General features: G+C 50.0%; 21 protein-coding genes and 1 tRNA gene. 14 read left to right on the top strand and 8 right to left on the bottom strand.

Annotated elements, in window-relative coordinates; genetic code table 11:
• Positions 1 to 135: 135 nt before the first annotated feature.
• The 8 genes from J4377_RS09500 (at position 136) to J4377_RS09465 (ending at position 11,185) form a co-directional block, all read left to right on the top strand.
• Positions 136 to 570, top strand: a complete 435-nt coding sequence (locus tag J4377_RS09500; RefSeq protein WP_038484676.1) for a thioesterase family protein — start codon at positions 136 to 138, stop codon at positions 568 to 570.
• Between the two features lie 153 nt (positions 571 to 723).
• Entirely contained in the window at positions 724 to 3,498 is a 2,775-nt protein-coding gene (gyrA, locus tag J4377_RS09495; protein ID WP_038484673.1) for a DNA gyrase subunit A, read from the top strand.
• Positions 3,482 to 4,585, top strand: a complete 1,104-nt coding sequence (serC, locus tag J4377_RS09490; RefSeq protein ID WP_095602997.1) for a 3-phosphoserine/phosphohydroxythreonine transaminase — start codon at positions 3,482 to 3,484, stop codon at positions 4,583 to 4,585. The genes gyrA and serC overlap by 17 nt, the downstream gene beginning before the upstream one ends.
• Before the next feature lie 5 nt (positions 4,586 to 4,590).
• Positions 4,591 to 5,682 (top strand): prephenate dehydratase, encoded by a 1,092-nt coding sequence (gene pheA, locus J4377_RS09485; RefSeq protein ID WP_038484667.1) that lies wholly within the window; start codon positions 4,591 to 4,593, stop codon positions 5,680 to 5,682.
• Between the two features lie 11 nt (positions 5,683 to 5,693).
• Positions 5,694 to 7,985, top strand: coding sequence for a bifunctional prephenate dehydrogenase/3-phosphoshikimate 1-carboxyvinyltransferase (locus J4377_RS09480; protein ID WP_253488066.1), 2,292 nt, complete (start codon positions 5,694 to 5,696; stop codon positions 7,983 to 7,985).
• Positions 7,975 to 8,664: a (d)CMP kinase gene (gene cmk, locus J4377_RS09475; RefSeq protein WP_253488064.1), complete on the top strand. Its 690-nt coding sequence runs from the start codon at positions 7,975 to 7,977 to the stop codon at positions 8,662 to 8,664. The genes J4377_RS09480 and cmk overlap by 11 nt, the downstream gene beginning before the upstream one ends.
• Positions 8,665 to 8,848: 184 nt before the next feature.
• Positions 8,849 to 10,525: a 30S ribosomal protein S1 gene (rpsA, locus tag J4377_RS09470; protein WP_009724761.1), complete on the top strand. Its 1,677-nt coding sequence runs from the start codon at positions 8,849 to 8,851 to the stop codon at positions 10,523 to 10,525.
• A 285-nt stretch (positions 10,526 to 10,810) separates the two neighbouring features.
• A complete protein-coding gene (locus tag J4377_RS09465) occupies positions 10,811 to 11,185 on the top strand; it encodes a histone-like nucleoid-structuring protein, MvaT/MvaU family (RefSeq protein WP_009724762.1) in 375 nt (124 codons plus the stop codon).
• A 77-nt stretch (positions 11,186 to 11,262) separates the two neighbouring features.
• On the opposite strand, the gene J4377_RS09460 is transcribed toward J4377_RS09465, so the two are convergent.
• Positions 11,263 to 12,096, bottom strand: a complete 834-nt coding sequence (locus tag J4377_RS09460; protein WP_038484659.1) for a helix-turn-helix transcriptional regulator — start codon at positions 12,094 to 12,096, stop codon at positions 11,263 to 11,265.
• A 359-nt stretch (positions 12,097 to 12,455) separates the two neighbouring features.
• On the opposite strand from J4377_RS09460, the gene J4377_RS09455 reads away from it, so the two are divergent.
• Positions 12,456 to 12,803, top strand: coding sequence for a hypothetical protein (locus J4377_RS09455; protein ID WP_253488056.1), 348 nt, complete (start codon positions 12,456 to 12,458; stop codon positions 12,801 to 12,803).
• 27 nt (positions 12,804 to 12,830) lie between these two features.
• Here J4377_RS09455 and J4377_RS09450 read toward each other — a convergent pair whose 3' ends face one another.
• From J4377_RS09450 to pilB, 6 genes are read right to left on the bottom strand one after another with little or no spacing between them, the layout of a single operon-like run.
• Entirely contained in the window at positions 12,831 to 13,703 is an 873-nt protein-coding gene (locus J4377_RS09450; RefSeq protein ID WP_038484653.1) for a DNA replication terminus site-binding protein, read from the bottom strand.
• Positions 13,704 to 13,716: 13 nt separating this feature from the next.
• Positions 13,717 to 13,950 carry a DNA gyrase inhibitor YacG gene (gene yacG, locus J4377_RS09445; RefSeq protein ID WP_038484650.1) on the bottom strand — a complete coding sequence of 78 codons (234 nt, stop codon included), beginning with the start codon at positions 13,948 to 13,950 and terminating at the stop codon, positions 13,717 to 13,719.
• 39 nt (positions 13,951 to 13,989) lie between these two features.
• A complete protein-coding gene (coaE, locus tag J4377_RS09440; RefSeq protein ID WP_253488054.1) occupies positions 13,990 to 14,586 on the bottom strand; it encodes a dephospho-CoA kinase in 597 nt (198 codons plus the stop codon).
• A gap of 41 nt (positions 14,587 to 14,627) precedes the next feature.
• Positions 14,628 to 15,473 carry an A24 family peptidase gene (locus J4377_RS09435; protein ID WP_038484644.1) on the bottom strand — a complete coding sequence of 282 codons (846 nt, stop codon included), beginning with the start codon at positions 15,471 to 15,473 and terminating at the stop codon, positions 14,628 to 14,630.
• 55 nt (positions 15,474 to 15,528) lie between these two features.
• Positions 15,529 to 16,758: a type II secretion system F family protein gene (locus J4377_RS09430; protein WP_253488052.1), complete on the bottom strand. Its 1,230-nt coding sequence runs from the start codon at positions 16,756 to 16,758 to the stop codon at positions 15,529 to 15,531.
• Positions 16,759 to 16,764: 6 nt separating this feature from the next.
• Positions 16,765 to 18,519, bottom strand: a complete 1,755-nt coding sequence (gene pilB / locus J4377_RS09425; protein WP_253488050.1) for a type IV-A pilus assembly ATPase PilB — start codon at positions 18,517 to 18,519, stop codon at positions 16,765 to 16,767.
• A 214-nt stretch (positions 18,520 to 18,733) separates the two neighbouring features.
• Here pilB and J4377_RS18835 point away from each other — a divergent pair, with 214 nt between their 5' ends.
• The 5 genes from J4377_RS18835 to J4377_RS09400 all read left to right on the top strand — a co-directional run bounded on the left by J4377_RS18835 (position 18,734) and on the right by J4377_RS09400 (position 22,446).
• Positions 18,734 to 19,129 carry a prepilin-type N-terminal cleavage/methylation domain-containing protein gene (locus tag J4377_RS18835; protein ID WP_301271693.1) on the top strand — a complete coding sequence of 132 codons (396 nt, stop codon included), beginning with the start codon at positions 18,734 to 18,736 and terminating at the stop codon, positions 19,127 to 19,129.
• Between the two features lie 163 nt (positions 19,130 to 19,292).
• Positions 19,293 to 19,748 carry an anti-virulence regulator CigR family protein gene (locus J4377_RS09415; RefSeq protein ID WP_253488041.1) on the top strand — a complete coding sequence of 152 codons (456 nt, stop codon included), beginning with the start codon at positions 19,293 to 19,295 and terminating at the stop codon, positions 19,746 to 19,748.
• 94 nt (positions 19,749 to 19,842) lie between these two features.
• Positions 19,843 to 20,652, top strand: a complete 810-nt coding sequence (locus J4377_RS09410; protein ID WP_253488039.1) for an inositol monophosphatase family protein — start codon at positions 19,843 to 19,845, stop codon at positions 20,650 to 20,652.
• Between the two features lie 126 nt (positions 20,653 to 20,778).
• A tRNA-Pro gene (locus J4377_RS09405) sits at positions 20,779 to 20,855 on the top strand.
• Between the two features lie 373 nt (positions 20,856 to 21,228).
• Positions 21,229 to 22,446, top strand: coding sequence for an EAL and HDOD domain-containing protein (locus tag J4377_RS09400; protein ID WP_009724493.1), 1,218 nt, complete (start codon positions 21,229 to 21,231; stop codon positions 22,444 to 22,446).
• Between the two features lie 255 nt (positions 22,447 to 22,701).
• Here the strand turns inward: J4377_RS09400 and J4377_RS09395 are convergent, their stop codons facing one another.
• Positions 22,702 to 23,061 (bottom strand): hypothetical protein, encoded by a 360-nt coding sequence (locus J4377_RS09395; RefSeq protein ID WP_253488038.1) that lies wholly within the window; start codon positions 23,059 to 23,061, stop codon positions 22,702 to 22,704.
• Positions 23,062 to 23,126: the final 65 nt, after the last annotated feature.

Here is a 23,126-nt window from a genome sequence, read left to right as displayed (position 1 = left end):
TGGCACATTATGGCGAAACCAAGCCTTTCCTACCAGCGCCTTAGGGGATTGCCTTGTTGTTGCACTGGTTTAAAACTTGTGTTTGATTTGAGAGGTTTTGTGAATGGTTAACAGATTTTTAAAAATGGGGGTGTTATGTCTACAGCAATATCCAGTGTTGCACTGCGAGTACGTGGTTACCATTTAGACGGCTACGGTCACGTCAACAACGCGCGCTATCTTGAATTTATGGAAGAGGGGCGCTGGGCTTTTTTTGATGACCATCCGAGCCTGATAAATCAACTTCATAAGGCAGGCCGAGCGTTTGTCGTGGTTAATCTGAATATTGATTATCGAGCAGCCGCTGTTCAGAACGATGATTTGCAGGTTATGACCGGCATAGTAGATGTGGGTGATCGTAGCGCGATTTGCCATCATCGAATTGTGCGTCAAGACGGCGTACTGGTTGCTCAGGCAGATTTGACCTTTGTGCTGCTAGATACGAAGGCAAATAAGGCTGCTCCTATTGAAGGAGACGTGCGAGAGGTGTTTGAGGGGCTTGTGGTCGATAAAGGCGCCTTTTTAGCGTAAAGCGTAATGCCGTTGCCACTGACTGCCCATGGTGCTTATGCAGTGGTATGATGGTGCTGACTCTGCGCGCCGCCTTGGTGTGGTATCAAGGGCGGCTTTTTTAAGCGCTTTCAACTCTCGCAGTGCCAATGCAGTGCAAAGGATCTGACTTTCATGGGTGACATCGCCAGAGAAATCTTGCCCGTCAATATTGAAGACGAGCTTAAACAGTCGTACCTCGACTACGCGATGAGTGTCATTATTGGTCGCGCTCTTCCCGATGTGCGTGACGGCCTCAAGCCTGTTCACCGGCGCGTGCTTTTTGCCATGCACGAGCTGAGCAACGATTGGAATAAACCGTACAAGAAGTCGGCGCGTGTCGTCGGTGATGTCATCGGTAAATACCATCCGCACGGTGACAGTGCGGTCTATGACACTATCGTTCGTATGGCCCAGCACTTTTCCATGCGTCACGTACTGGTGGATGGTCAGGGTAACTTTGGTTCTATTGACGGTGATAACGCGGCCGCCATGCGTTACACCGAAGTGCGTATGGCACGCCTTGCCCACGAGCTGCTAGCTGACCTGGAAAAAGATACCGTTGATTGGGTCGATAACTACGACGGCACCGAGCGCATTCCAGCCGTGCTGCCAACCAAAGTTCCTAACCTGTTAATCAATGGGTCATCAGGGATTGCGGTGGGCATGGCGACCAATATTCCGCCCCATAACATGCGGGAAATAATTGATGGTTGTCTGGCGTTAATTGATGATTACACGCTCACCGTTGATGACCTCATGCAGTACATTCCAGGGCCGGATTTCCCTACCGGGGGCATTATCAACGGTCGCGCGGGTATTTTAGACGCCTACCGCACCGGGCGCGGGCGTATCTATGTGCGTGCCTGCCACACGATTGAGCATGATGATAAGAGTGGTCGAGATCACATTATTATCACTGAACTGCCTTACCAGGTGAATAAAGCGCGATTGATCGAGAAAATCGCTGAGCTGGTAAAAGAGAAGAAAATCGAGGGTATTGCTGAACTCCGCGATGAGTCGGATAAAGACGGCCTGCGCGTAGTGATCGAGATCAAACGCGGCGAATCGGGTGATGTCGTCGTCAACAACTTGTTTGCGCAAACACAATTGCAAAATGTGTTTGGGATTAACATGGTGGCGCTGGAAAATGGTCAGCCGCGCACTCTGAACATAAAAGAGATGCTTGAGGCGTTTATTCGCCACCGCCGTGAAGTTGTTACTCGCCGTACCTTGTATGAATTGAAAAAAGCCCGTGAGCGTGGTCATTTGTTGGAAGGTTTGGCAGTTGCCATCTCCAACATTGATGAAGTGATCGAGCTGATTAAGGCATCTCCCAATGCCTCTGAAGCGCGTGAAAAATTGTTGGCTAAAACGTGGAAGCCTGGACAGGTTACCGCGATGCTGGAACGCGCTGGCGCAACCTCATGCAAGCCTGAAGAGCTAGATGAAGGGTTTGGTCTAAATACGGCGGCGACGGAATATCGACTGTCGCCCGCGCAGGCTCAAGCAATTCTAGAGCTTCGTCTGCATCGCCTAACGGGTCTTGAAACCGAGAAGCTGTTAGACGAATACCTGTCGATTCTTGAGAAAATCGCGGAATTTACGACCATCCTGGCTTCTCCAGATCGTCTGATGGAAGTGATCCGAGAAGAGCTGCATGCTGTACGTGAGCAGTATGGCGATGACCGCCGTACGGAAATTCAGGCGAGCCACCTTGATTTGTCGATTGAAGATCTCATCGCTGAAGAAGATATGGTGGTCACTGTTTCCCGCTCAGGCTACGCCAAGACTCAGCCGTTGTCTGATTACCAGGCTCAGCGCCGTGGTGGACGAGGTAAATCAGCCACTGCGATGAAAGATGAAGACGTTATTGAACACCTGCTGGTCGCATCTACCCATGACACTGTGCTGCTGTTCTCTAACAGGGGTAAGGTGTATTGGCTGAAAGTGTATGAGATGCCCAACGCCAGTCGTGGCTCTCGGGGCAAGCCACTGGTCAATATGCTACCGCTTGAAGAAGGCGAAGCCGTCAACGCCATTTTGCCAGTGCGTGATTACGATCCTGAGCACTACATTTTCTTTGCCACGGCGAAAGGTACCGTTAAACGCACCAGTCTTGAGCAATTCTCTCGCCCACGTAGTGTCGGCTTGATTGCTATTGATTTGGAAGAGGGCGACCGTTTGGTGGGGGCTGCTATTACGTCTGGCTCTGATCACGCCATGCTGCTTTCCTCTAACGGTAAGGCTATCCGCTTCGAAGAAGGCAATGTGCGCGCCATGGGGCGTACCGCCCGTGGTGTGCGCGGTATGCGTCTGGCGGGGGATGCTGAAGTTATTAGCTTGATCATTCCTAAGAGCCAGCAAATTGACGCTGAAGATGACGCCGATGTAGATGCTGATAGCCAGGTTGTCACGGCCGAGAATGCTCAAGCGGAAGGTCAAATCTATATTCTCACGGCCAGTGAGAATGGCTACGGTAAGCGTACGCGCCTAGAAGAATTTCCGCTGCGTGGTCGTGGTGGGCAGGGTGTTATTGCCATGCAAACCAGCGAACGTAATGGCGCTCTGGTAGCCGCAATGCAAGTCTATGACAGCGATGAAATGATGCTGATCACTGATCGCGGCACCTTGGTGCGCACTCGGGTTGAAGAAGTGTCCACGACCTCGCGAAATACTCAGGGGGTTATGCTGATTCGCCTGGGTAAAGAAGAAAAACTAGTTAAAACTGTCCGTGTGGATGAGCCTGCCGAAGTAGATGAGCTTGAGTCAGATAGTTCAGAAACAGACGTTCTAGACACCGGTGCGATTGATACCGATGTCGTCGATAGCGATGCTGTTGATCCAGGCAAGCCAGATAGCGCTGACGATGGCGAACAGGAACAGGGAACCGATGACACGTCATTATAACTTTTGTGCAGGGCCAGCGGCCCTGCCTGTTGCCGTGCTTGAACGTGCGCGCAACGAACTGCTGGACTTTCAAGGGCGTGGCTTGTCTGTTATGGAGATGAGTCATCGCAGTGATGAGTTTGTCGCTATTGCGGATCGAGCAGAAGCAGACCTGCGTTATTTGCTGGATATTCCCAGTAATTACAAAGTGCTTTTCTTGCAAGGCGGAGCCAGCATGCAGTTTGCGATGCTGCCGATGAACTTGCTTGGACAAGGGGGAAGCGCCAATTTTATCCAAACAGGCATTTGGGGCAAAAAGGCGATTAGTGAAGCCCGGCGGTTAGGGTTTAACTGTCATGTGGCAGCGAGTAGTGAAGATAATGGTCATACGGCGGTGCCGGATGAAAATGCACTGGCGATTAGCAGCGATGCTGCTTACTTGCATTACACCTCAAATGAAACCATCGGTGGTTTAGAGTTCGACTATACGCCAAGGGTGCAGCGCGCAGATGGTGCTGATGTGCCTCTGGTATGCGATATGTCCTCGAACATTCTATCTGGCCCTATCGATGTAACGCAGTTTGGAGTGATTTACGCGGGAGCTCAGAAAAACATTGGCCCGGCTGGCTTAACTCTGGTTGCTATTCGTGATGACTTGCTCGGCAAAGCGCCTAGCTCCATTCCGTCGCTGTTTGACTATCAAATGCTTGCAGACGCAGGCTCTATGGTCAATACGCCGCCAACGTTTGCATGGTACTTGGCTGGCCTTGTTTTCCAGTGGTTAAAAGATGACATCGGTGGCTTAGAGGTGATGGATGACATTAACCAGCGCAAAGCACAGAAGCTTTACGCTGCTATTGATGCCAGTGATTTTTATACTAATCCGATTGCCAGCCGTAACCGTTCCCGCATGAATGTTCCGTTTGTGCTAGCCGATAGCAGTTTAGATAGCGTATTCCTGCAAGAAGCTGACGAGGCGGGGCTTCTTAACCTAAAGGGCCATCGTAGTGTTGGCGGCATGCGTGCGAGTTTATATAACGCGGTGCCTGAAGAGGCCGTTGATGCGCTAATCGCCTTTATGGCGGACTTTGAACAACGAAGAGGCTAACCATCATGTCCGATACGCCGATTAATTTAGACGACTTACGTCAACGTATCGACCAGTTGGATGGCGATATTCTGCGTTTGATTAGTGAGCGCGCCAACTGCGCCCAGCAGGTGGCACACGTTAAGCTTGCTCAAGATAAAGACGCCGTATTTTATCGTCCTGAGCGGGAGGCGCAGGTGCTGCGTCGCATTATGTCGTTGAATCAAGGCCCGCTAGACTCAGAAGAGATGGCGAGGCTGTTTCGCGAAATTATGTCGGCGTGTCTTGCGCTGGAGCAGCCTGTCAAAGTTGCCTACCTAGGCCCAGAGGGTACATTTACCCAGCAGGCGGCGCTTAAGCACTTTGGTGAGAGTGCTGTCAGTATGCCGATGGCAGCGATTGATGAAGTCTTTCGTGAAGTAGAGGCAGGTGCTGTTCATTATGGGGTGGTGCCGGTAGAGAACTCCACCGAAGGGGTTGTCAATCATACGCTTGACACCTTTATGGACTCGTCGATCAAGATCTGCGGTGAAGTAGTACTACGCATTCACCACCACCTGCTAATTAGTGAAACCACGCGTCGGGATAAGGTCTCACGCATCTATTCCCACCCGCAATCGTTTGGCCAGTGCCGTAAATGGCTTGATGCTCACTATCCCCATGCTGAGCGGGTGCCTGTTTCCTCTAACGCAGAAGCTGCCAAGCTGGTCAAAACAGAGTGGCACAGTGCAGCAATTGCCGGAGATATGGCGGCCAAACTGTATGGTCTAGAGCGCATTGCCGAAAAGATTGAAGATCGCCCTGATAACTCCACGCGCTTTCTAATTATTGGTAATCAAGATGTGCCGATATCTGGCGAGGATAAAACCTCAATTGTTGTCGCTATGCGTAACCAGCCCGGTGCACTGCATGATCTGCTGGAACCGTTCCATCGTCACCGCATTGATTTAACGCGGATCGAAACACGGCCTTCGCGGACTGGTGTTTGGAATTACGTGTTCTTTATCGATTTCAAAGGGCATCGGGATGAGCCGCAGGTCGCGGCAGTGCTCGAAGAAGTAAGACTACGTGCTTCTGAGCTGCGTGTGCTTGGCTCCTATCCTCTAGGCGTGCTGTGACGGAGTGTACTTTGCAAGTTTTGGATAGTCGCGCTGACGTTAGGTCATCTTGCCAAGAGTCACATTTATTGATTGTTGGCCTTGGCTTGATCGGGGGGTCGCTGGCCGCCGCGCTACGGCAATCAGGTTTCAAAGGACATATTTCCGCGTGTGACTCCAATGCGTCAGAAATCGCCTTGGGGATTGATTTAGGGTTGATAGACCATGGTGGTTCGCAGCTAGCAGAACTGCTTGATGACGTCTCTATGGTGATTTTGGCCGTACCGGTATTGGCCATGGAGAGTGTGATGGCCACCCTGGCAGGTTCGCTTCACCGTGCGTCTAAAAATGTGGTGATTACCGATGTGGGCAGCACGAAAGCGACGATCCGTGACTGTGCTGTGCGTGCCTTTGGGGAGGTGCCCCCTTCAGTGGTGCTAGGTCATCCTATTGCAGGCTCTGAAAAAAGTGGTGTTGCTGCAGCAGATCCCGCCCTCTATATCAATCACAAAGTGATACTAACGCCTGAGCCGAATGTCGACGCAGGAGCGCTTGCGCGGGTTGAGGCGTTGTGGTGTGCCACTGGCGCAGATGTACTGCAAATGAGTGTAGAGCGGCACGACCAAGTGTTGGCGCGTACCAGTCATTTGCCGCATTTGCTGGCATTTTCGTTGGTCGATACGCTGGCACGTCAAGACGAGCGGTTAGAAATTTTTCGCTATGCAGCCGGTGGGTTTCGTGATTTTACCCGAATCGCGGGCAGCGACCCTGTTATGTGGCGAGATATCTTTATTGCCAACCGGGACGCCGTCTTGTCGTCGTTAGATGATTTTGAGGCGGGGCTCGCTCGGTTGCGGAAGGCGGTAGAAGGTGGCGATAGCGATGCCCTTATTGCAACGTTTGATCGTGCCAGTCATGCACGCCATTATTTCGATACGTTATTGAATAAAACCAGCTATCAGGCGGAATATCATATGCAACCACACGGTAAAGTGACTTATCGGGTGCAGCCGGGCGGCCAGGCGCAAGGCCGTCTGCGCGTGCCGGGCGATAAATCAATGTCCCATCGCTCCATTATGCTGGGTGCTCTGGCGGAGGGTGTTACCGAAGTTAAAGGATTTTTAGAGGGTGAGGATAGCCTCGCGACTTTGCAGTCCTTCCGTGAAATGGGTGTTGCCATTGAGGGGCCATATCAGGGGAGAGTTACTATCCATGGCGTAGGGATGCATGGCTTGAAAGCCCCGGCAGGCCCGCTGTACGTGGGTAATTCAGGTACTGCCATGCGCCTGTTTGCGGGATTATTGGCAGGCCAAGCGTTTGATAGTGAGCTAACCGGTGATGAGTCGTTAACCAAACGGCCAATGGGGCGCGTTGCGGACCCTCTGCGCTTGATGGGGGCGACTATCGACACCGCTGAAGGTGGGCGTCCGCCACTTAAAATTAAAGGTGGCGCCGCATTGAAGGGTCTTTACTACGACATGCCGATGGCCAGTGCGCAGGTGAAATCCTGCTTGCTGTTAGCCGGTATGTACGCCGAAGGTGAAACTCGCGTGCGTGAGCCAGCGCCTACTCGCGATCACACCGAGCGTATGCTTAATGGTTTTGGCTACGAGGTCTCGCGCGAGGGCGATACTTGCTGGCTTCAAGGTGGCGGTAAGCTGACGGCAGGCCCGATAGATGTCCCTTCTGATATTTCTTCTGCCACGTTCTTTCTCGTCGCTGCGGCTATTACGCCAGGGGCTGACATTACCCTTGAGCACGTAGGTATCAACCCTACGCGCGTTGGTGTGATTAACATCCTCAGCCTGATGGGGGCTGACCTAGCGCTTGAAAATGAGCACGAGGTAGGCGGTGAGCCGGTGGCGGATATCCGTATTCGCTATGCGCCTTTAAAAGGGATTGATATCCCGGTTGATCAAGTACCGCTTGCCATTGATGAGTTTCCCGCACTGTTTATCGCTGCTGCTAACGCGCAAGGCAAAACGCGCTTGCGCGGTGCTGAAGAACTGCGGGTCAAAGAGTCTGATCGAATTCAGGCAATGGCCGATGGGCTGGCGATACTAGGCGTTGAGCACACGGTTGTTGAAGATGGTATTGATATTGTTGGCAATGCTGACGATGCTGTGGCGAGCTACGGTGGCGGTCGAATTGATAGTTTAGGTGATCACCGTATTGCCATGGCGTTTGCAATAGCCTCTTTGCGTGCAAGCGATGAGATTATTATTGATGACTGCGCGAATGTGGCTACCTCTTTCCCTGATTTTGTGGCTTTGGCGCAGCGTATCGGAATGCAGGTAAATGTGGAGGGAGCTAATGCCGATTAAAGCCCCTGTGCTAACGATTGACGGGCCGGGTGGTGCAGGTAAAGGCACTATCAGTGGGCTGGTCGCTGAACGTCTGGGGTGGCACCTATTAGATAGTGGGGCGCTTTATCGGCTTACTGCTCAGGCAGCTTTAAAGCATGACGTGGCCTTGGATGACGAGGTGTCGTTGGCGTTGGTTGCCACACAGCTGGATGTTGCCTTCCCAGTGCTTGATGGGCAGCCTCGCACGCTTTTGGAAGGTGAAGACGTTTCTCGAGCGATACGTACAGAGCAGGCTGGTGAGCGCGCATCCCGTGTGGCGGCTCTACCGCAAGTTCGTGAAGCATTGCTTCAGCGTCAGCGAGATTTTCAACAATCGCCAGGCTTGGTGGCCGACGGCCGTGATATGGGAACCGTCGTGTTCCCTGATGCGCCATTAAAAATTTTTCTGACTGCAAGTGCGCAGGAGCGGGCTCGGCGTAGGCATCTACAGTTGCAGGAAGCCGGGGTGGATGCTAGTCTATCGAGTCTTTTAAAGGAGATTCAGGCACGCGATGCACGCGATACGCAGCGCAGTGTGGCTCCTCTCAAGCCGGCAGATGATGCCATAACGCTTGATACCACATGCCTGAGCATACCGGAAGTGGTTGATCAGTTGACCGAATTGCTGGCCCAGCGTGGCATGGTAAACGGCACCTGATTCTCCCTTGCGGCGTTTTTGGAAAGGTGTCACGACGTGGCAGGGCGATTACTCCATATCAGAGAGCCCGGTCAGGTCTAACCAGCGCTAACACCTCCAGAAGCAGAATGACATTAGGCCCGTACTTGCTGGTGGTACGGAGAAGGCATTTATGCCTCAACAACGTTGATCACGTAGGAAAACCATGAGCGAAAGCTTTGCTGAACTGTTTGAACAGTCTCTTAACGACATCAACATGGAGCCAGGCGCAATTGTCGCGGCTCAGGTTGTCGACATTGACGGTGACTGGGTTACCGTTAACGCTGGTCTGAAATCTGAAGGTCAGATCCCTGCGTCACAATTCCGCGATGAGAACGGTGAACTGACCATCGCTATCGGTGACGACGTGCACGTTGCACTTGAAGCCGTAGAAGATGGCTTTGGTGAAACGCGTCTGTCCCGTGAAAAAGCCAAGCGCGCAGAAGCTTGGAAGATTCTGGAAGCAGCCTTCGAGAAAGACGAAGTCGTCAAGGGCGTGATCAACGGTAAGGTCAAAGGCGGCTTCACAGTCGACGTCGACTCTATCCGTGCCTTCTTGCCGGGCTCTCTGGTTGACGTTCGTCCGGTTCGTGACACTGCGCACCTGGAAAACAAAGAGCTAGACTTCAAAGTCATCAAGCTTGACCCGAAGCGCAACAACGTCGTTGTTTCGCGTCGTGCTGTATTGGAAGCCGAAAACAGTGCTGAACGTGAAGCACTGCTGGCAACCCTGCAGGAAGGTCAGCAAATCAAAGGTATCGTTAAGAACCTGACTGATTACGGTGCCTTCGTCGATTTAGGCGGCGTTGATGGTCTGCTGCACATCACTGATATGGCGTGGAAGCGCATTAAGCATCCGTCTGAAATCGTTGCTGTTGGCGACGAGATCAACGTCAAAGTGTTGAAGTTTGACCGTGAGCGTAACCGCGTATCTCTAGGTCTTAAGCAGCTGGGTGAAGATCCTTGGGTCAACATCAAAGACCGTTACCCGGAAGGCACCAAAGTGCACGCAGTCGTCACTAACCTGACTGACTACGGCTGCTTTGCTGAGCTGGAAGAGGGCGTCGAAGGTCTGGTTCACGTTTCAGAAATGGACTGGACTAACAAGAACATCCATCCGTCTAAAGTTGTCCAAGTGGGCGATGATGTTGACGTTATGGTTCTTGATATCGATGAAGAGCGTCGTCGTATTTCTCTGGGCATCAAGCAGTGTACTGCTAATCCTTGGGAAACTTTCAACGCTGAATACAACAAGGGCGACCGTGTTTCAGGTACCATCAAGTCAATCACTGACTTTGGTATCTTCATCGGCCTTGAAGGCGGTATTGATGGTCTGGTTCACCTGTCTGATATCTCTTGGACAGAAACTGGCGAAGAAGCTGTCCGTAACTTCAAGAAAGGTGACGAAGCTGAAGCCGTTATTCTTTCAATCGATCCTGAGCGTGAGCGTATCTCCTTAGGTATTAAGCAAATGGATTCCGATCCAGTAGCTGAATATCTGTCGGTTAACGACAAAGGCAGCATCGTTACAGGCCGTATCGTAGAAGTTGATGCCAAAGAAGCACACGTTGAGCTAGCGACTGATGTTATTGCTATCCTCAAGGCGTCTGAAATCAGTGCTGATCGCATTGAAGATGCCCGTAACGTGCTGAATGAAGGCGATAGCATTGAAGCGCGTATCGTAAGCGTTGATCGTAAGAGTCGTCAGATCAATCTGTCGGTTAAAGCGAAAGAGCAAGATGATACTCGTCAAAATCTGAAGAAGCTGCGTGATCAAGAGCCGGAAGCAGGTGGTCCGACCACTATCGGTGATCTAATCAAACAGCAGATGGGCCAAGACTAATTAAGTAGTTGATAGCCCAGAAAAACGCCGCCCTAATGGGCGGCGTTTTTTATGAATTTGTATGATGTGAAATAGATCACAAGCCTATGTTTGACTTGCGTATAAAGCTAGTTTTTATAGTTCCAACTAAGCAATAAAAATTGATTAGTATTTAAGCTAAAGTCAACTAGACTATTGTCAGCTGGCGCATTTAAAGCAATAATGTGCGCGCATCCTGAACTCTTGCGTATTGAGTTGGTAGATTGATTAACTCACGCAGTCAAACCTATGCTAAAAGGAATCCCCATGTCGTTATTAAATGAGTATATTCAAAAGGAACAGCAGCTAAAACAACTACAAGAAGACTTACAGCGCTTGGAAGGTGATCAGCGCTTGAAAAGCGAGCTTGAATTTAAAGCTAAACTTGAAGCGTTAATGAACGAGTTTGGTAAGCGCCCTTCTGATGTTATTGCATTGCTGGACCCTAACGCGGATCAGCGTGGATCCAAAGGTGCTGCGGCATCCTCTACGCGTCGTAAGCGTCGTCTGAAGATTTATAAGAACCCGCATACTGGTGAAGTGATTGAAACCCGCGGCGGTAATCATAAAGGCCTGCGTAGCTGGAAAGATGAGCATGGTGATGAGGCTGTCGAATCCTGGCTAGAGCGTATGGAAGACTGAGTCGTTTTAAACCGGCATTTCTAACAAGAAGTGCCGGTTTTGGTTTAATGAAAGCGGATAAAAACTATTCAGGCTGGCTAGGCAGATAAAGGTATTCGTAGCTCAATATGATCTGGATGCCATAATACTTGCGGTGCATCACCGCTGATATTTAAACGATTTTTTTCATCCATTAATGCTACTAGCGTTTCAGACATTACATAAGATAATTGTGAAATGTTATCGAAGTATATTTTTGCATAGTAGCGTGAAGGAATGTCTACCCGACGGTAGTTGACTGGCAGTGCTAGATATTCGGCAGTATCTCTATTTTCTAGATAGAGCCCGATATCAGTTCTAGTGTGGTTCGGTGCAGGTTCTTCTACAGCGGCCGTCACTTTCTCTGTTAAAAGGTCTGGCAATACCATGGTTGGGGTAGATGTCTCTAGTTGGGCTTGTAGGTGCTCTAAATGGTTAGCGTGATACTTTGTGTTGCCTAGCCCATGAATGTGGTCTGGTGCTTGGTACAAGCGCATTAAAACCACATGTGCGGGACGGTTTTTTTCAATGCTGATTGTGAATTTTTTGTCAGGTCTGTTCAGAAGATACAGGCTGCTTACCACTTGGCGATATTCGCGGGGTGACAGCCGATAGCGGCGCTGAAATGCGCGTGAGAAAGAAGAGTGATTAGTATATCCACAACGAATAGCGATTTGCGCTATATTTTGTGAGGTGAGTGAAAGCAAGACAGCGGCTCGCTCAAGACGCCTTTTTTCACGGTAAGCACTAGGTGAAATGTTGAAGCAGTGGCGGAACTGCCGGCGTATTTGTGATGCTGAGTATCCTAAGTGGTTAGCAAGGTCTTCGATTCCAAGCGGTTTATCGAGAGTGTCTTGCAGCCAGATCTCAGCTCGCATCATTGCATTGAACATTATCTGGCCTCCTATGCTTAAGTCGTACAGGTCGCGCTACTCATCTCACCTGTAATGCACCATCCCGGTGCTTGCGTTGCTAGTGATCTAATAGGCGATTAACATTGCTGCTTGCCTACTAGATGAATTTGCCGCTATATGCGCCACCTTAGGTTGCTTAACTGGGCGTTTTTGCTGAGCATCCTGTTTTATATCGTGAGCAGCTTATTTAATACTAAGCTGTGATGCCTTTATGCTGGGAAGATAGAGCAAAGGCAAGTTTGCTCAGAGGCTTTACGCGTTTGGGCACAGTTTTGCCGGAAAAGGTCTGTTTCAGCAGACTTGTCATTCATTTCAAGTAAGGTGTAAATGAAACATCGATGAAATATCAAAAAGTTCAAAAACAGCTAGATGAGCGTGAAAAGCTACGCAAGTTTCGTGAGCTGGATGATGCCTTCGCGCAGGCGCTGCGCCAGTTAGAAGATCCTAACAGCGATTTCAATATTCCAACGGGACCGCCAGTACGTTCAATTGCGGCGTTGGAGGCTGACGACCAAGCAGCAGATGAAGCGGCACACTCAAATGAGCAAGAGCGTCTGTTTGATCAACGCTTAAAAGCTCTGATTGGCGAATATGATTTATCGGAGCGAGATGTAAGCGAGGTCGTACACGCGCTGCTGGAGTCTAAGCAGTGGAAGCTTGATGACGTGCCTGTAGCAGGTAGATAATGCGACGTTATGAGGTGAGGTAGCTCGCTAGCGATACCGATAGATGCGTAAGCTAGGTAAATATACGTCATCTTCGAGTTTTTCGTCGCGCCGCTTAGCTCTTGTGCGAGTCGTTGGAGGCGTTTCTGCTGGGGCTTTGAGATGTGGTAATCGTCCTTCATTTGCAGGCACAATTAGCGGCATTGCAATATTAAGTGCTCGTCGCGTGTGTCCATCCGCAAGCGGTTCGACAAAAAACAGATTTGCGCGCATTAAAGGGGCTTGGGTTTGCACCTGCGCCAATATTTCTCCACTTGGAATGCTGGCGAGCTTGCGTAGTTGTATGCGGATATGTGGTGCATCACTGTCTAGCTGTAATAATTTTTGCTCAGCCTCTTGAACACTAACGCGTTTGATTGAGCGACCGCTGCTATACCACGCTAGCCTAACTCTAGACACCGGCGCAGGGGCAATGGGGAGTTGTCGCCAGCACTGTTTTAGATGGAGTCTTGCAAATCCGCTTTTACGCAGTATGTCGTCGATATGGGGATGACGGTTTGGTAAACGAGACTTAGCGTCGCTCAACGCGTTTGGATGAGACTGCTTAATGCGCGCGAGTAAGTCGCTGATATTTGCCTTTGCGTGGTTAATTTGATGACACGCTGCTAATAAATCATCGTTAGCGGCGATGACTGCGATGTAGTTACGCGTTTCGCGGCCATCCTGTCCCTGCTGATGCCACATGTCCAGTAGTGCATCCCGCAACCAAATAGGCTCGCTAACGTCATGATGAAACCGCCAAGTAGGTGGTGGGTTAAATTCGTATAGCGCTGCAGCCCGCTCAATGGTAGCTACCAGTTGATCAAAGTGGGCATCAAGCTCATGCAGTAGATGATATAGAGGCAGCGTGGCGTCAGTCATGTTGGGCGAGCCTTTAAGAAAGAGGTGTGTCTCTATCTGCTTGAGCAAGCAGGGTATCTAAGTCTGCCTCATCCATGGCGGATTCACCTGCAATGCGATGCGACTCTTCCGCCCAAGCGCCCAAATCAAGCAGTTGGCAACGTTTGCTACAAAAAGGGCGATAAGTACTTTCTGGCCCCCAGATAACTTTCTTGCCACATTGGGGGCAAGCAACCTCTAGCGGTGAATCATTTGCCGGTGTGGGCATGACAAACTCCTGTTTCAAAAGTGCGTCTCAAGTACGTCGTTAAGTGCACTCGGCGCGATAACGAAGATCCAGTTGGATGACCTGGCGCATCATATTCGCATGGTCACCACTGTTGTCGATGACATCATTGCCTTTAGCAAGGCGTTCTTCGCGTGGAAGTTGGGCGGCGAGGATAGCACGCACCTGGGATTCACTCACCCCATCACGGGCAAGTGTGCGTGATAATTGCAGCGATTCGGGCACATCGATGACTAACGTACGATTGACCAGCTTATCTTGACCAGACTCAAAAAGCAGAGGAGACACTAATAATACATAAGGCGACTGCGCCTGCAGACGGTCCAGATGCAAAAGAAGGCGTTCGCGTATCTTGGGATGAGTGACAGACTCTAACCACAGCCGTTGTGCAGGATCTTCAAAAATGATGGTACGCAGTGCTGATCTATTCAGTGTTCCGTCGGAGTTCAATACGTCTGTGCCAAAGTGTTCGGCAATAGCAGCTAGTGCGGGTTCGCCAACGGCAACGACTTCTCTAGCGACATCATCGGCATCTACCCAGCCAATCCCCAGTTCTCCAAACGCACGGGCAACAGTAGACTTTCCCGAACCTATACCACCTGTCAGTCCAATGATCATGCATGCTCCTAAAAAAAATTGAATTAAAACCGACATTAGGCTTAATACAGCAACGACGTATAGAGTGTCATTAACTCGTTGCCTACAAGTAGGCAAATCCAGCCCGCCAGCGCAAGAAAGGGACCAAAGGGGAGAGGTTGGCCACGTAACTGGGGAGAAATAGCTTGAGCGGCTAATCCTATGATTGCGCCAATACCCGCAGATAAAATAATCAGTAGCGGCAACATGCTCCAACCCACCCAAGCGCCAAGGGCAGCGAGTAACTTGAAATCCCCAAATCCCATGCCTTCTTTGCCTGTTATGAGCTTAAATAGCCAGTAAAAGCTCCATAACACAACATAGCCCGCCATTGCGCCGATAACAGCGCCAGGGAGCAGCAGGGGTTGAAAGAGCAATTGGTAAGCTAAGCCAGCCCATAACAACGGTAGGGTCAACATATCAGGGAGTAAATAGGTACGAAAGTCGATCACTGCCAAAGCCAGTAGCGTTATACAAGCACCATAGATAAACATTGCGCTTAGCGTCGGGCCATGCAAGGCCACAACCACGATTGCAAGTATTCCGCCCATCAGCTCTACGAATGGATACTGTACACTGATGGAGGTTTGGCAATGAGCGCATTTCCCCCTTCTTTTTAGCCAGCCTATTAAGGGTAGGTTATTGTGCCAAGCAATTGGGTGTTCGCAGCGTGGACACATTGACCTTGGAGTAGCAAGGTTAAAGCGGGGGGATGTTTCTTCGGCCAGCTCAAGGGAGGCACGTGCTTCATTGCGCCAGCGGCGCATCAGCATAACGGGTAAACGGGTGATGACAACGTTAAGAAAACTGCCAAAGCAGAGGCCGATTAGTAAAGCAAAAAAGAGGTAAAAGCTTGGTGATAAACCCATGGTATTCCAATTGTTGGGGAAGTGTTTGTTGAGGAAGTGCGTATGAACGGTTTATTTATAGTGCGGTGCCAATTTCAAAAATAGGCAAATACATGGAGACTACAACGCCGCCCACTAGCGCGCCAAGGACAACGATAATAATCGGTTCCATTAACGAGGTCAGGGCGTCTACTTTATTATCCACTTCTTCTTCGTAGTAATCGGCTACTCGGTTAAGCATCGCATCCAGTGAGCCGGCTTCCTCACCAATACTCACCATTTGAACTGCCAGCGCTGGAAAGCGGTTGGTCATACGCATGGCGAAATGCAGCTGTTGTCCGGTAGTTACATCTTGGCGCACTTCATTAATAGCTCTGATGTACACGCGATTATCCGCGGCACCTGCGGCAGTTTCGAGCCCCTCAATTAGTGGCACGCCAGAAGTAAAGGTAGTCGCTAAAGTGCGTGTAAATCGTGAGACAGCCGATTTGTGTAAAATATCGCCAAGGATAGGCAGGTGAAGCATCAGGCTGTCTAACCGATAAGCGACGCGTGGTGAGCGTCGCGCTGCAGTTTTCAGCAGCATGATACTGCCGATTAGTGTACCCGTTGCTTGTAACCAGTACTTTTGGGCCATGTCCGATAAGTTAACCGTAAACTGAGTGAGCGCTGGCAGTTCTGCGCCAAAACCTTGAAACATGCTCTCAAATTCAGGCACGACTTTGATGAGTAGCAGCATGGTAACGGCAATACCAATGATCATCACCGTAGTGGGGTACCAGAGTGCTTTTTTGACACGATTTTTGAGTGATTCAACTTTCTCTTTATAACTGGCTACCCGCTCCAGCATCTGGTCAAGCGCACCAGCCTGCTCTCCTGCGTCGACTAGGCTAACAAACAGGTGGTCAAACTGTTTGGGGTGTTTTGCCATGGCGTTGGAAAGGCTATCGCCCGAAGATACGTCTTCCATGATTTTCTGGGTTAGTGCTACCATGGCGGGTTTTTTTAGGCTTTCAGAAACGGCTTGTAATGCCTGAAGAATAGGGATACCTGCTCGCACCATGGTGGCCATTTGCCGTGCAAAAATCATGATGTCGACGTTGGTTACCTTGCTGCGACCACTAAAGCTGCTGCGTTTTTGGACTTTTGTGGCGACAATACGCTGCTTAGCCAGTTGTTCAATGATTTCGGGCTTGGTGCGGCCAATCAGCTCGCCTCGCATAGCTCGGTCTTGTGGCCCTTTGCCTTCCCACTTCCAGCGGTGTAGCGGCGTTGGCTTTGTGCGATATGCTTTAGCGTTGGCCATGGCGCGTTACTCCTTACTGATGCGGTTAACTTCTTCCAGACTAGTGCTGCCATCCAGCACACGATGTAGGCAACGCTGATAAAGGCTAGGGTAACCTTCGCGGCGCGCTTGTTGGTCGATATCCAGCGCATCGCCATCGCGCATAATCAGCTGGCGCATGGCATCAGTAATAGGCACCACTTCATAGATACCAATACGACCTTTATAGCCCTGTGTGCACTGTTTACAGCCGACCGCTGAATAAATCGTGCCGTTGCGAATCTCCTGTTGGCTAAAGCCAGCCTGATGCAGCGCTTCGGCAGGAATCTTTGCAGGTGTTTTGCATAGGTTGCATAGCTTGCGTGCCAAGCGCTGGGCAATAATCAAGCTAACTGAGCTTGCGATGTTATACGATGCGATGCCCATATTCGCTAATCGGGTTAGCGTTTCAGCGGCGGAGTTAGTGTGTACGGTAGATAGCACTAAGTGACCTGTTTGGGCTGCTTTTACGGCAATTTCGGCGGTTTCCAAGTCGCGAATTTCGCCCACCATGACAACATCAGGGTCTTGGCGTAAAAAGGCGCGCAGAGCGCTGGCGAAGTTCAGACCGATTTTAGGGAGAACGTTCACCTGATTGACCCCCGGCACTTTAATTTCTACCGGGTCCTCGGCGGTGCAGATATTGCGCTCAATTTGGTTAAGAATGTTGATGCCGGTATAAAGCGTCACTGTTTTACCGCTCCCCGTAGGCCCGGTAACCAGAATCATTCCTTGAGGCTTCTTAAGCGCGTGTTCATAAACGGCCTGCTGTTCAGGGCTAAAGCCTAGCTGCTCGATAGCGAGTTGAGCAGAGGCAGGATCTAGCAAACGCAGTACCATTTTTTCACCAAACACAGTGGGCAGTGAGTTCACTCGAAAATCAATTGAGCGTGTGCGTGAAAGCTGCAGCTTGATTGCACCATCCTGAGGCAGGCGCCGCTCAGAGATATCCAACCGAGACATGATTTTTACACGTGCCGCGATGCGGTGCCGCAGCGCAAAAGGTGGGCGAGCAATTTCAAGCAGCATGCCATCAATACGAAAGCGCACCCGGTACTGGGTTTCATAGGGCTCAAAGTGAATATCGGAAGCGCCGAGACTGATAGCATCTAGCAGTATTTTATTGACGAATTTAACGACGGGGGCATCTTCGCTATCTGTTACTGCCTTGTCTAATGTCGCCTCATCTTCGTCAAGCTGAACAATACTCAACGCGCTGACCGCATCATCTACATTTTCCAGTTCATCTAGCATGCTGCGCTCATTTTGCGCTAGATACTGCGTTAGAGTGTTTTTAAGTTGATCAGCGGGAGCCAGTACTCCATCTACACTTAGCCCGGTAGCAAATTGAAGTTCATTCAGTTGGGTTAGCGTAGCGGGGTAGGGTACAGCGACAGTAAGGCGGTGCCCGTGGCGTGCCAGGGGAAGAACATCTAGACGCTCTAATATTTTAACGGGGTAGTCGCTGGCGGGTGGTAGCGCGTTTATACGAATGGCATCTAGATCAACAACCGGTAAACCATACTCCCAGGCAGCGGCCAGCGCTGCAGCGCCTGATTCTACCAGCCCACTATCGACCACGTGCTGTAACAGCGACACGTCAAGCTCTGTTGCTGTGCTTTCCGCGACAGTCGCCTGGGCTTCGGTCAGCACGCCATGTTCTATCAGCCGTTTAGCGATACCGTGCAGGCCGCTATGCATGGCCGCCTTGCTCACCGTCGGCCTGGGGGGTAAATCGTTCATGGTTAAATTCAATCATGTTTATTTTATTTTTTGTGTTAAATATTAATTATTATTAATGGTCAACGGAAATGTAACGCTGAGCTTGCTATCGTTGGTTAAATATAGCATTGAGAAGCTGTTGGTGTTGTTAAATATTGTGGCATTTATTTGTTTAACACACTTTCGGTCTTCATGTTATTGAAGAGGAAATTTAATAACACAAAGGAGAAGTGTTATGGATAAAAGATTTTTTAAAATAACTACAATTCACAAACAGAGTGGTTTTACTCTCATTGAACTGATGGTAGTCATTGCTATTATCGGCATCCTGGCTGCCATCGGCGTGCCCAAGTATGGAAGCTACTTGGACCGCTCAGAGGCTTCTGCATGTATTGGGGAACTCAATTCATATCGAACACTTTCAATCGCGGAAGCATCTCTCGGAAAGGGCGCGCCTGAAATCAGCTTTCAGTCATGTGCCCATAGCACTGATGCTGTGGAGCTATTCAATGTATTTGCAGGCACTGCAGATATCCAACTATCAGAAATTATTGAAGTTTCAACTCAGGATCGTCAGGAAACTGTGTATGTATCTGGAGGTGGGATAATTTCTATGACTTCCGAGGAATAGTGTACAGCACCTTAAAACTTAACCATTAGCTTTGGTCGTTGTGCCAGCTAATGGTTTTTTCGTATCTGCAGGTTTTTGCCCGTATTTTTAATATTGTTCAATCTTCACACTGCCTGCGCATTTGCTCTCTATACTCAATGCTCCTGGTCATAAGGAGCCGATAATGAAATCAATTCCTCTTAGCGCTTGCCTGTTAGTTTGCACCCTGTTGTGGCAAGTGGCGGCAGTCGCACAGCCAGCACACGCACCCGCCCATGGTGCTAGAGACAGCAGCCCACATTCCGAGCGCCAGCGTGGCGGGCAGGATATAGGCCGACATGAGCGTCGCCATCGCGACGAACGCGTTGTAGATCTTCCTCGTATCAACGAACGTGAACTGCTTCGTCTCTTGCGGCAATACGATGCGCCACGTGCCCAGCCATTGCCGCCGGGTATTCAGCGCAACTTAGAACGCGGTAAACCCCTTCCTCCGGGAATTGCAAAACGCTTTGATGGTCCGTTGGCATCTCAGCTTCCCCAGTATCCCGGCTACGAATGGGAGCGCGTAGGGGCCGATGTCGTACTCATTGAGGCGGCTACCCGTATCGTTGTCGATGTGCTGGTGGATGCACTTCGTTAAGGATTGTTTCGCATGGCGTCATGGTAATGCCATGCGTCACCGCTTAAGCTGAGCTTATTTCAGGCAATGTGAAACCATCAAGTAAGGAGCGTTAATGACGGCTTACACCCTAGAAGAGCGGCTGGCGCTGGCAGTGCGTATTGCGGAGGAGGCAGGCGATATGATTCGCCGCGCCCGCGAACAGCAAGACTTCAGTCAACGTTTAAAAGCCGGCATTGAGCTGGTTACCGATGTTGATGTGGCAGTTGATACGCTAATTAGCCAGCGCCTGGAGGAGCATTTTCCTGGTGAAGCGAGGCTGAGTGAAGAACTAAGCCCTGAGCGTGCGCTGCATACCCCCGCCGAGCAGCTGTGGGTGGTAGATCCTATCGATGGAACCGTCAACTTTGCCCAAGGCCTGCGCCATGTGGCGGTGTCGATTGGCTGGATAGAGAACGGCATCGCTAAAGTAGGCGTTGTTCATGCACCTTTCTTGGGTGATACCTTCAGTGCCGCGCAAGGATTAGGTGCGTACTGCAATCAGCAACCAATCAAACCGAGTGACGCTGATACGCTTGAAAGCACTCTGGTGGCTACCGGTTTTCCCTACGATAAACAGGCTCGCAAACAGCTTCTACCACGTTTGGAAGCCGTGTTGGTGAACTGTCAGGATGTTCGTCGCAATGGCGCAGCTGCGATTGACCTCTGTGATGTCGCCTGCGGCCGCTTAGACGCGTATTACGAAAGCGTTTCACCATGGGACTTTGTCGCGGGTTGGGTCATTGCTCGTGAAGCAGGCGCGAAAGTAGGCCACTTAACTGAGGTACCTGACGGCGTGCCAGTTGACCTCTACCCAGAGCAACTGCTCGTCACAACGCCCAAGGTATATGATGCCATGGCATCGCTACTTAAGAGCATCGATTAAGTGCAAGCGGCAACCAATTGAAAAGAAAGCGCAAAAAGAGCTTTTCATTTGGTTAAGAAAGCGCTAGTATACGCACCGTCTTGAGGCAAACGATGTTGGTTAACATTCGTTGCCAATCCAAGATATCGGAGTGTGGCGCAGCTTGGTAGCGCGTTGCAATGGGGTTGCAAAGGTCGCAGGTTCGAATCCTGTCACTCCGACCAAACAGATAAAACGGTCACTTAGCTATTACAGCGGTGGCCGTTTTTTTGGTTTTAAATCTTCCTTCCACACTAGTACTCATTAGCATAAGTCGCCATCAGCTTAATCGGTGAAAGCTAGCCTATGATCTGCTCTCTGCGTTGACTTGGTAAGTCCGTCGTCTAGAGTTTGCCCGTTTTGAGATGACCTGTGCTGCACCCTCTGCTGAGCGGTGTGGGGGTTTTGTAAGGTTTTTTATTCAAATGATCGAGGTTGTTCAGCTAGTGCTCATTAGTTAATCAATATGGCATGCTAAATAAAACTAATTAAGGTACATTACCGCTATTTAAGTAGACTTGCGTATAGGGATTGCTAGTCGAATGTAATGGAGATGTTATGGCTGAACAAACGTCGCTTGCGACGCTTATGGCAACCCAACCTATTTTTGACCGTCACCAAAAAATGGTTGCTGCTGAGCTACTATATCGAAGCGACGATAATCGTAGCGTTTTTGATGTTGGTGAAAAACAGGCGACCACTGAGCTGCTTTATAACCTCGGCACCGGTATCACAGAGCAGATTAGTCATTTTCAAACACTGGTGTTTATTAATGTGTCGGCAGATTTTCTTATGTCGCGAGCATTTTTGCCTGTGCCGCCTGAAAACGTAGTCATCGAACTCGTTGAGCGCATAGAGCCGACGCAAGCGCTTGTCGAAAGTGTGCGTCATTGGTATCAGCAAGGGTTTCGCTTTGCGCTGGATGATTTTGAATTTAAGCCCAGTTGGCACTCTCTTTTAGATTATGCTTCCTACATTAAAGTTGATACTTTAGGCGCTAATCCGCAGGAAGTTTTAAGAAAAAAAGATGCCCTTTCTCATTATCCGGTTGCATGGCTTGCCGAGCGCGTTGAAACCAAAGAAGAGTATGAAATCTACTACGATGCGGGTTTTGAGCTGTTCCAAGGTTATTATTTTGCTAAACCTTCTATTATTTATGGCAAAGTGTTACCCCCGTCTTCGCTACAGTTCACACGAATTTTGAGTGCGCTATCCAATCAAAATGTAGGTATTAGTGAACTTGCTGAGATGGTGTCTGCAGATCCCAACCTCGCCTTTAAGCTACTTAAAATTGCCAATAGCCCGCTCTATCGTGGCCATTTGCCGGTCGAAAGCGTGCATGATGTAATTTCTCGTCTTGGGTTAGACTATCTTCGTCGCTGGATGCTGATTTTCGGTGTGTTGAAAGACAGTACGCGAGAACATGCTGAGTTAATTCTTACTCGTGCTCATTTGTGCGAGTTACTGACAAAAGCGCATCAAGTTCGAGGCAGCCGAGGAGCTGATGCCTATTTGGTGGGGCTGATGTCGGGCGTCGACTTACTGCTTAAGATTGATCCATCGACATTTATCGAGTCAGTTAACGTCAGTAAAGCGATTGCTGACGCAGTTGTGAATGAAACAGGCATTCTTGGCAAGCAGCTTAAATTGGCACGCAAGATTGAGCGGTGTGTGATGTTAAAGCATATGGATGTATTGGAGCCGTCTTGGTTGGAGCTATATTGCCAAGCGCGTAGGCATGCGGTTGAGGTTGTAAAGCTTTCGGAAACACTATGATTACCTGGCCAAGCCGGTGACGTGAGCTTAGCTATTTGGCGGTGACCGTTTTCTGGAGTGGTAAGCAGAAAGCGTCTTATCTGTAGCCACGTAGCTTTGGCCTCATAGGTAAGATCTTAAAGTTCTGGTCTTAAAGTTCTAGCCTCCTAATAACCCCTAAGTGAGATGTCATGCTGAGGCCATCAGCAGGTAAATTGGCGAAGCCTAGAACATAAGCGCCATCAGTGGTCAGACACCTGCGCAAAAGCCACAGAATCAGAGCTCGCACCAAATTCGCTCGCGTAAGTCCTCGCTGAGTTCCGATACCTTGCGCATGCGGTTAAAAGTGGCCTCTGTCATGTCTCCTGCGATGCTGTGGTAGCAAGCTGCCATTGATGCTGGGGTTTGAGGTCCTTCAAAACCGAGCATGCAGCAGGTTAGCTTGCTGTAGATGGGGGCCACGGTTGAAATGAAATCAAGCTCATACCGAAGTGCTTCGTTAATAGTTTCTAGCCAGACGCGTTGCAGCTTTGCGGCCGAATGTGTGGCTTCCACCCAAGGCTGATGCCAAAGAACCAGTATCGTATCCTTGTTGGTTGTATTCGCTGTCAGATTGGGAAACATTAACGTTGTCATTGTATTGGTTCCTTGTGTGCAGTTAGGAGTCGAACCCTGTTAGAAATAGCATAGTCGCGCCCGGA

Origin of the sequence: Halomonas sp. XH26, from assembly GCF_024138895.1 — a bacterium.
Classification (GTDB): domain Bacteria; phylum Pseudomonadota; class Gammaproteobacteria; order Pseudomonadales; family Halomonadaceae; genus Vreelandella; species Vreelandella alkaliphila.
The sequence above is the reverse complement of the archived record's forward strand: the minus strand, read 5'-3'. Positions and strand labels throughout refer to the sequence as shown.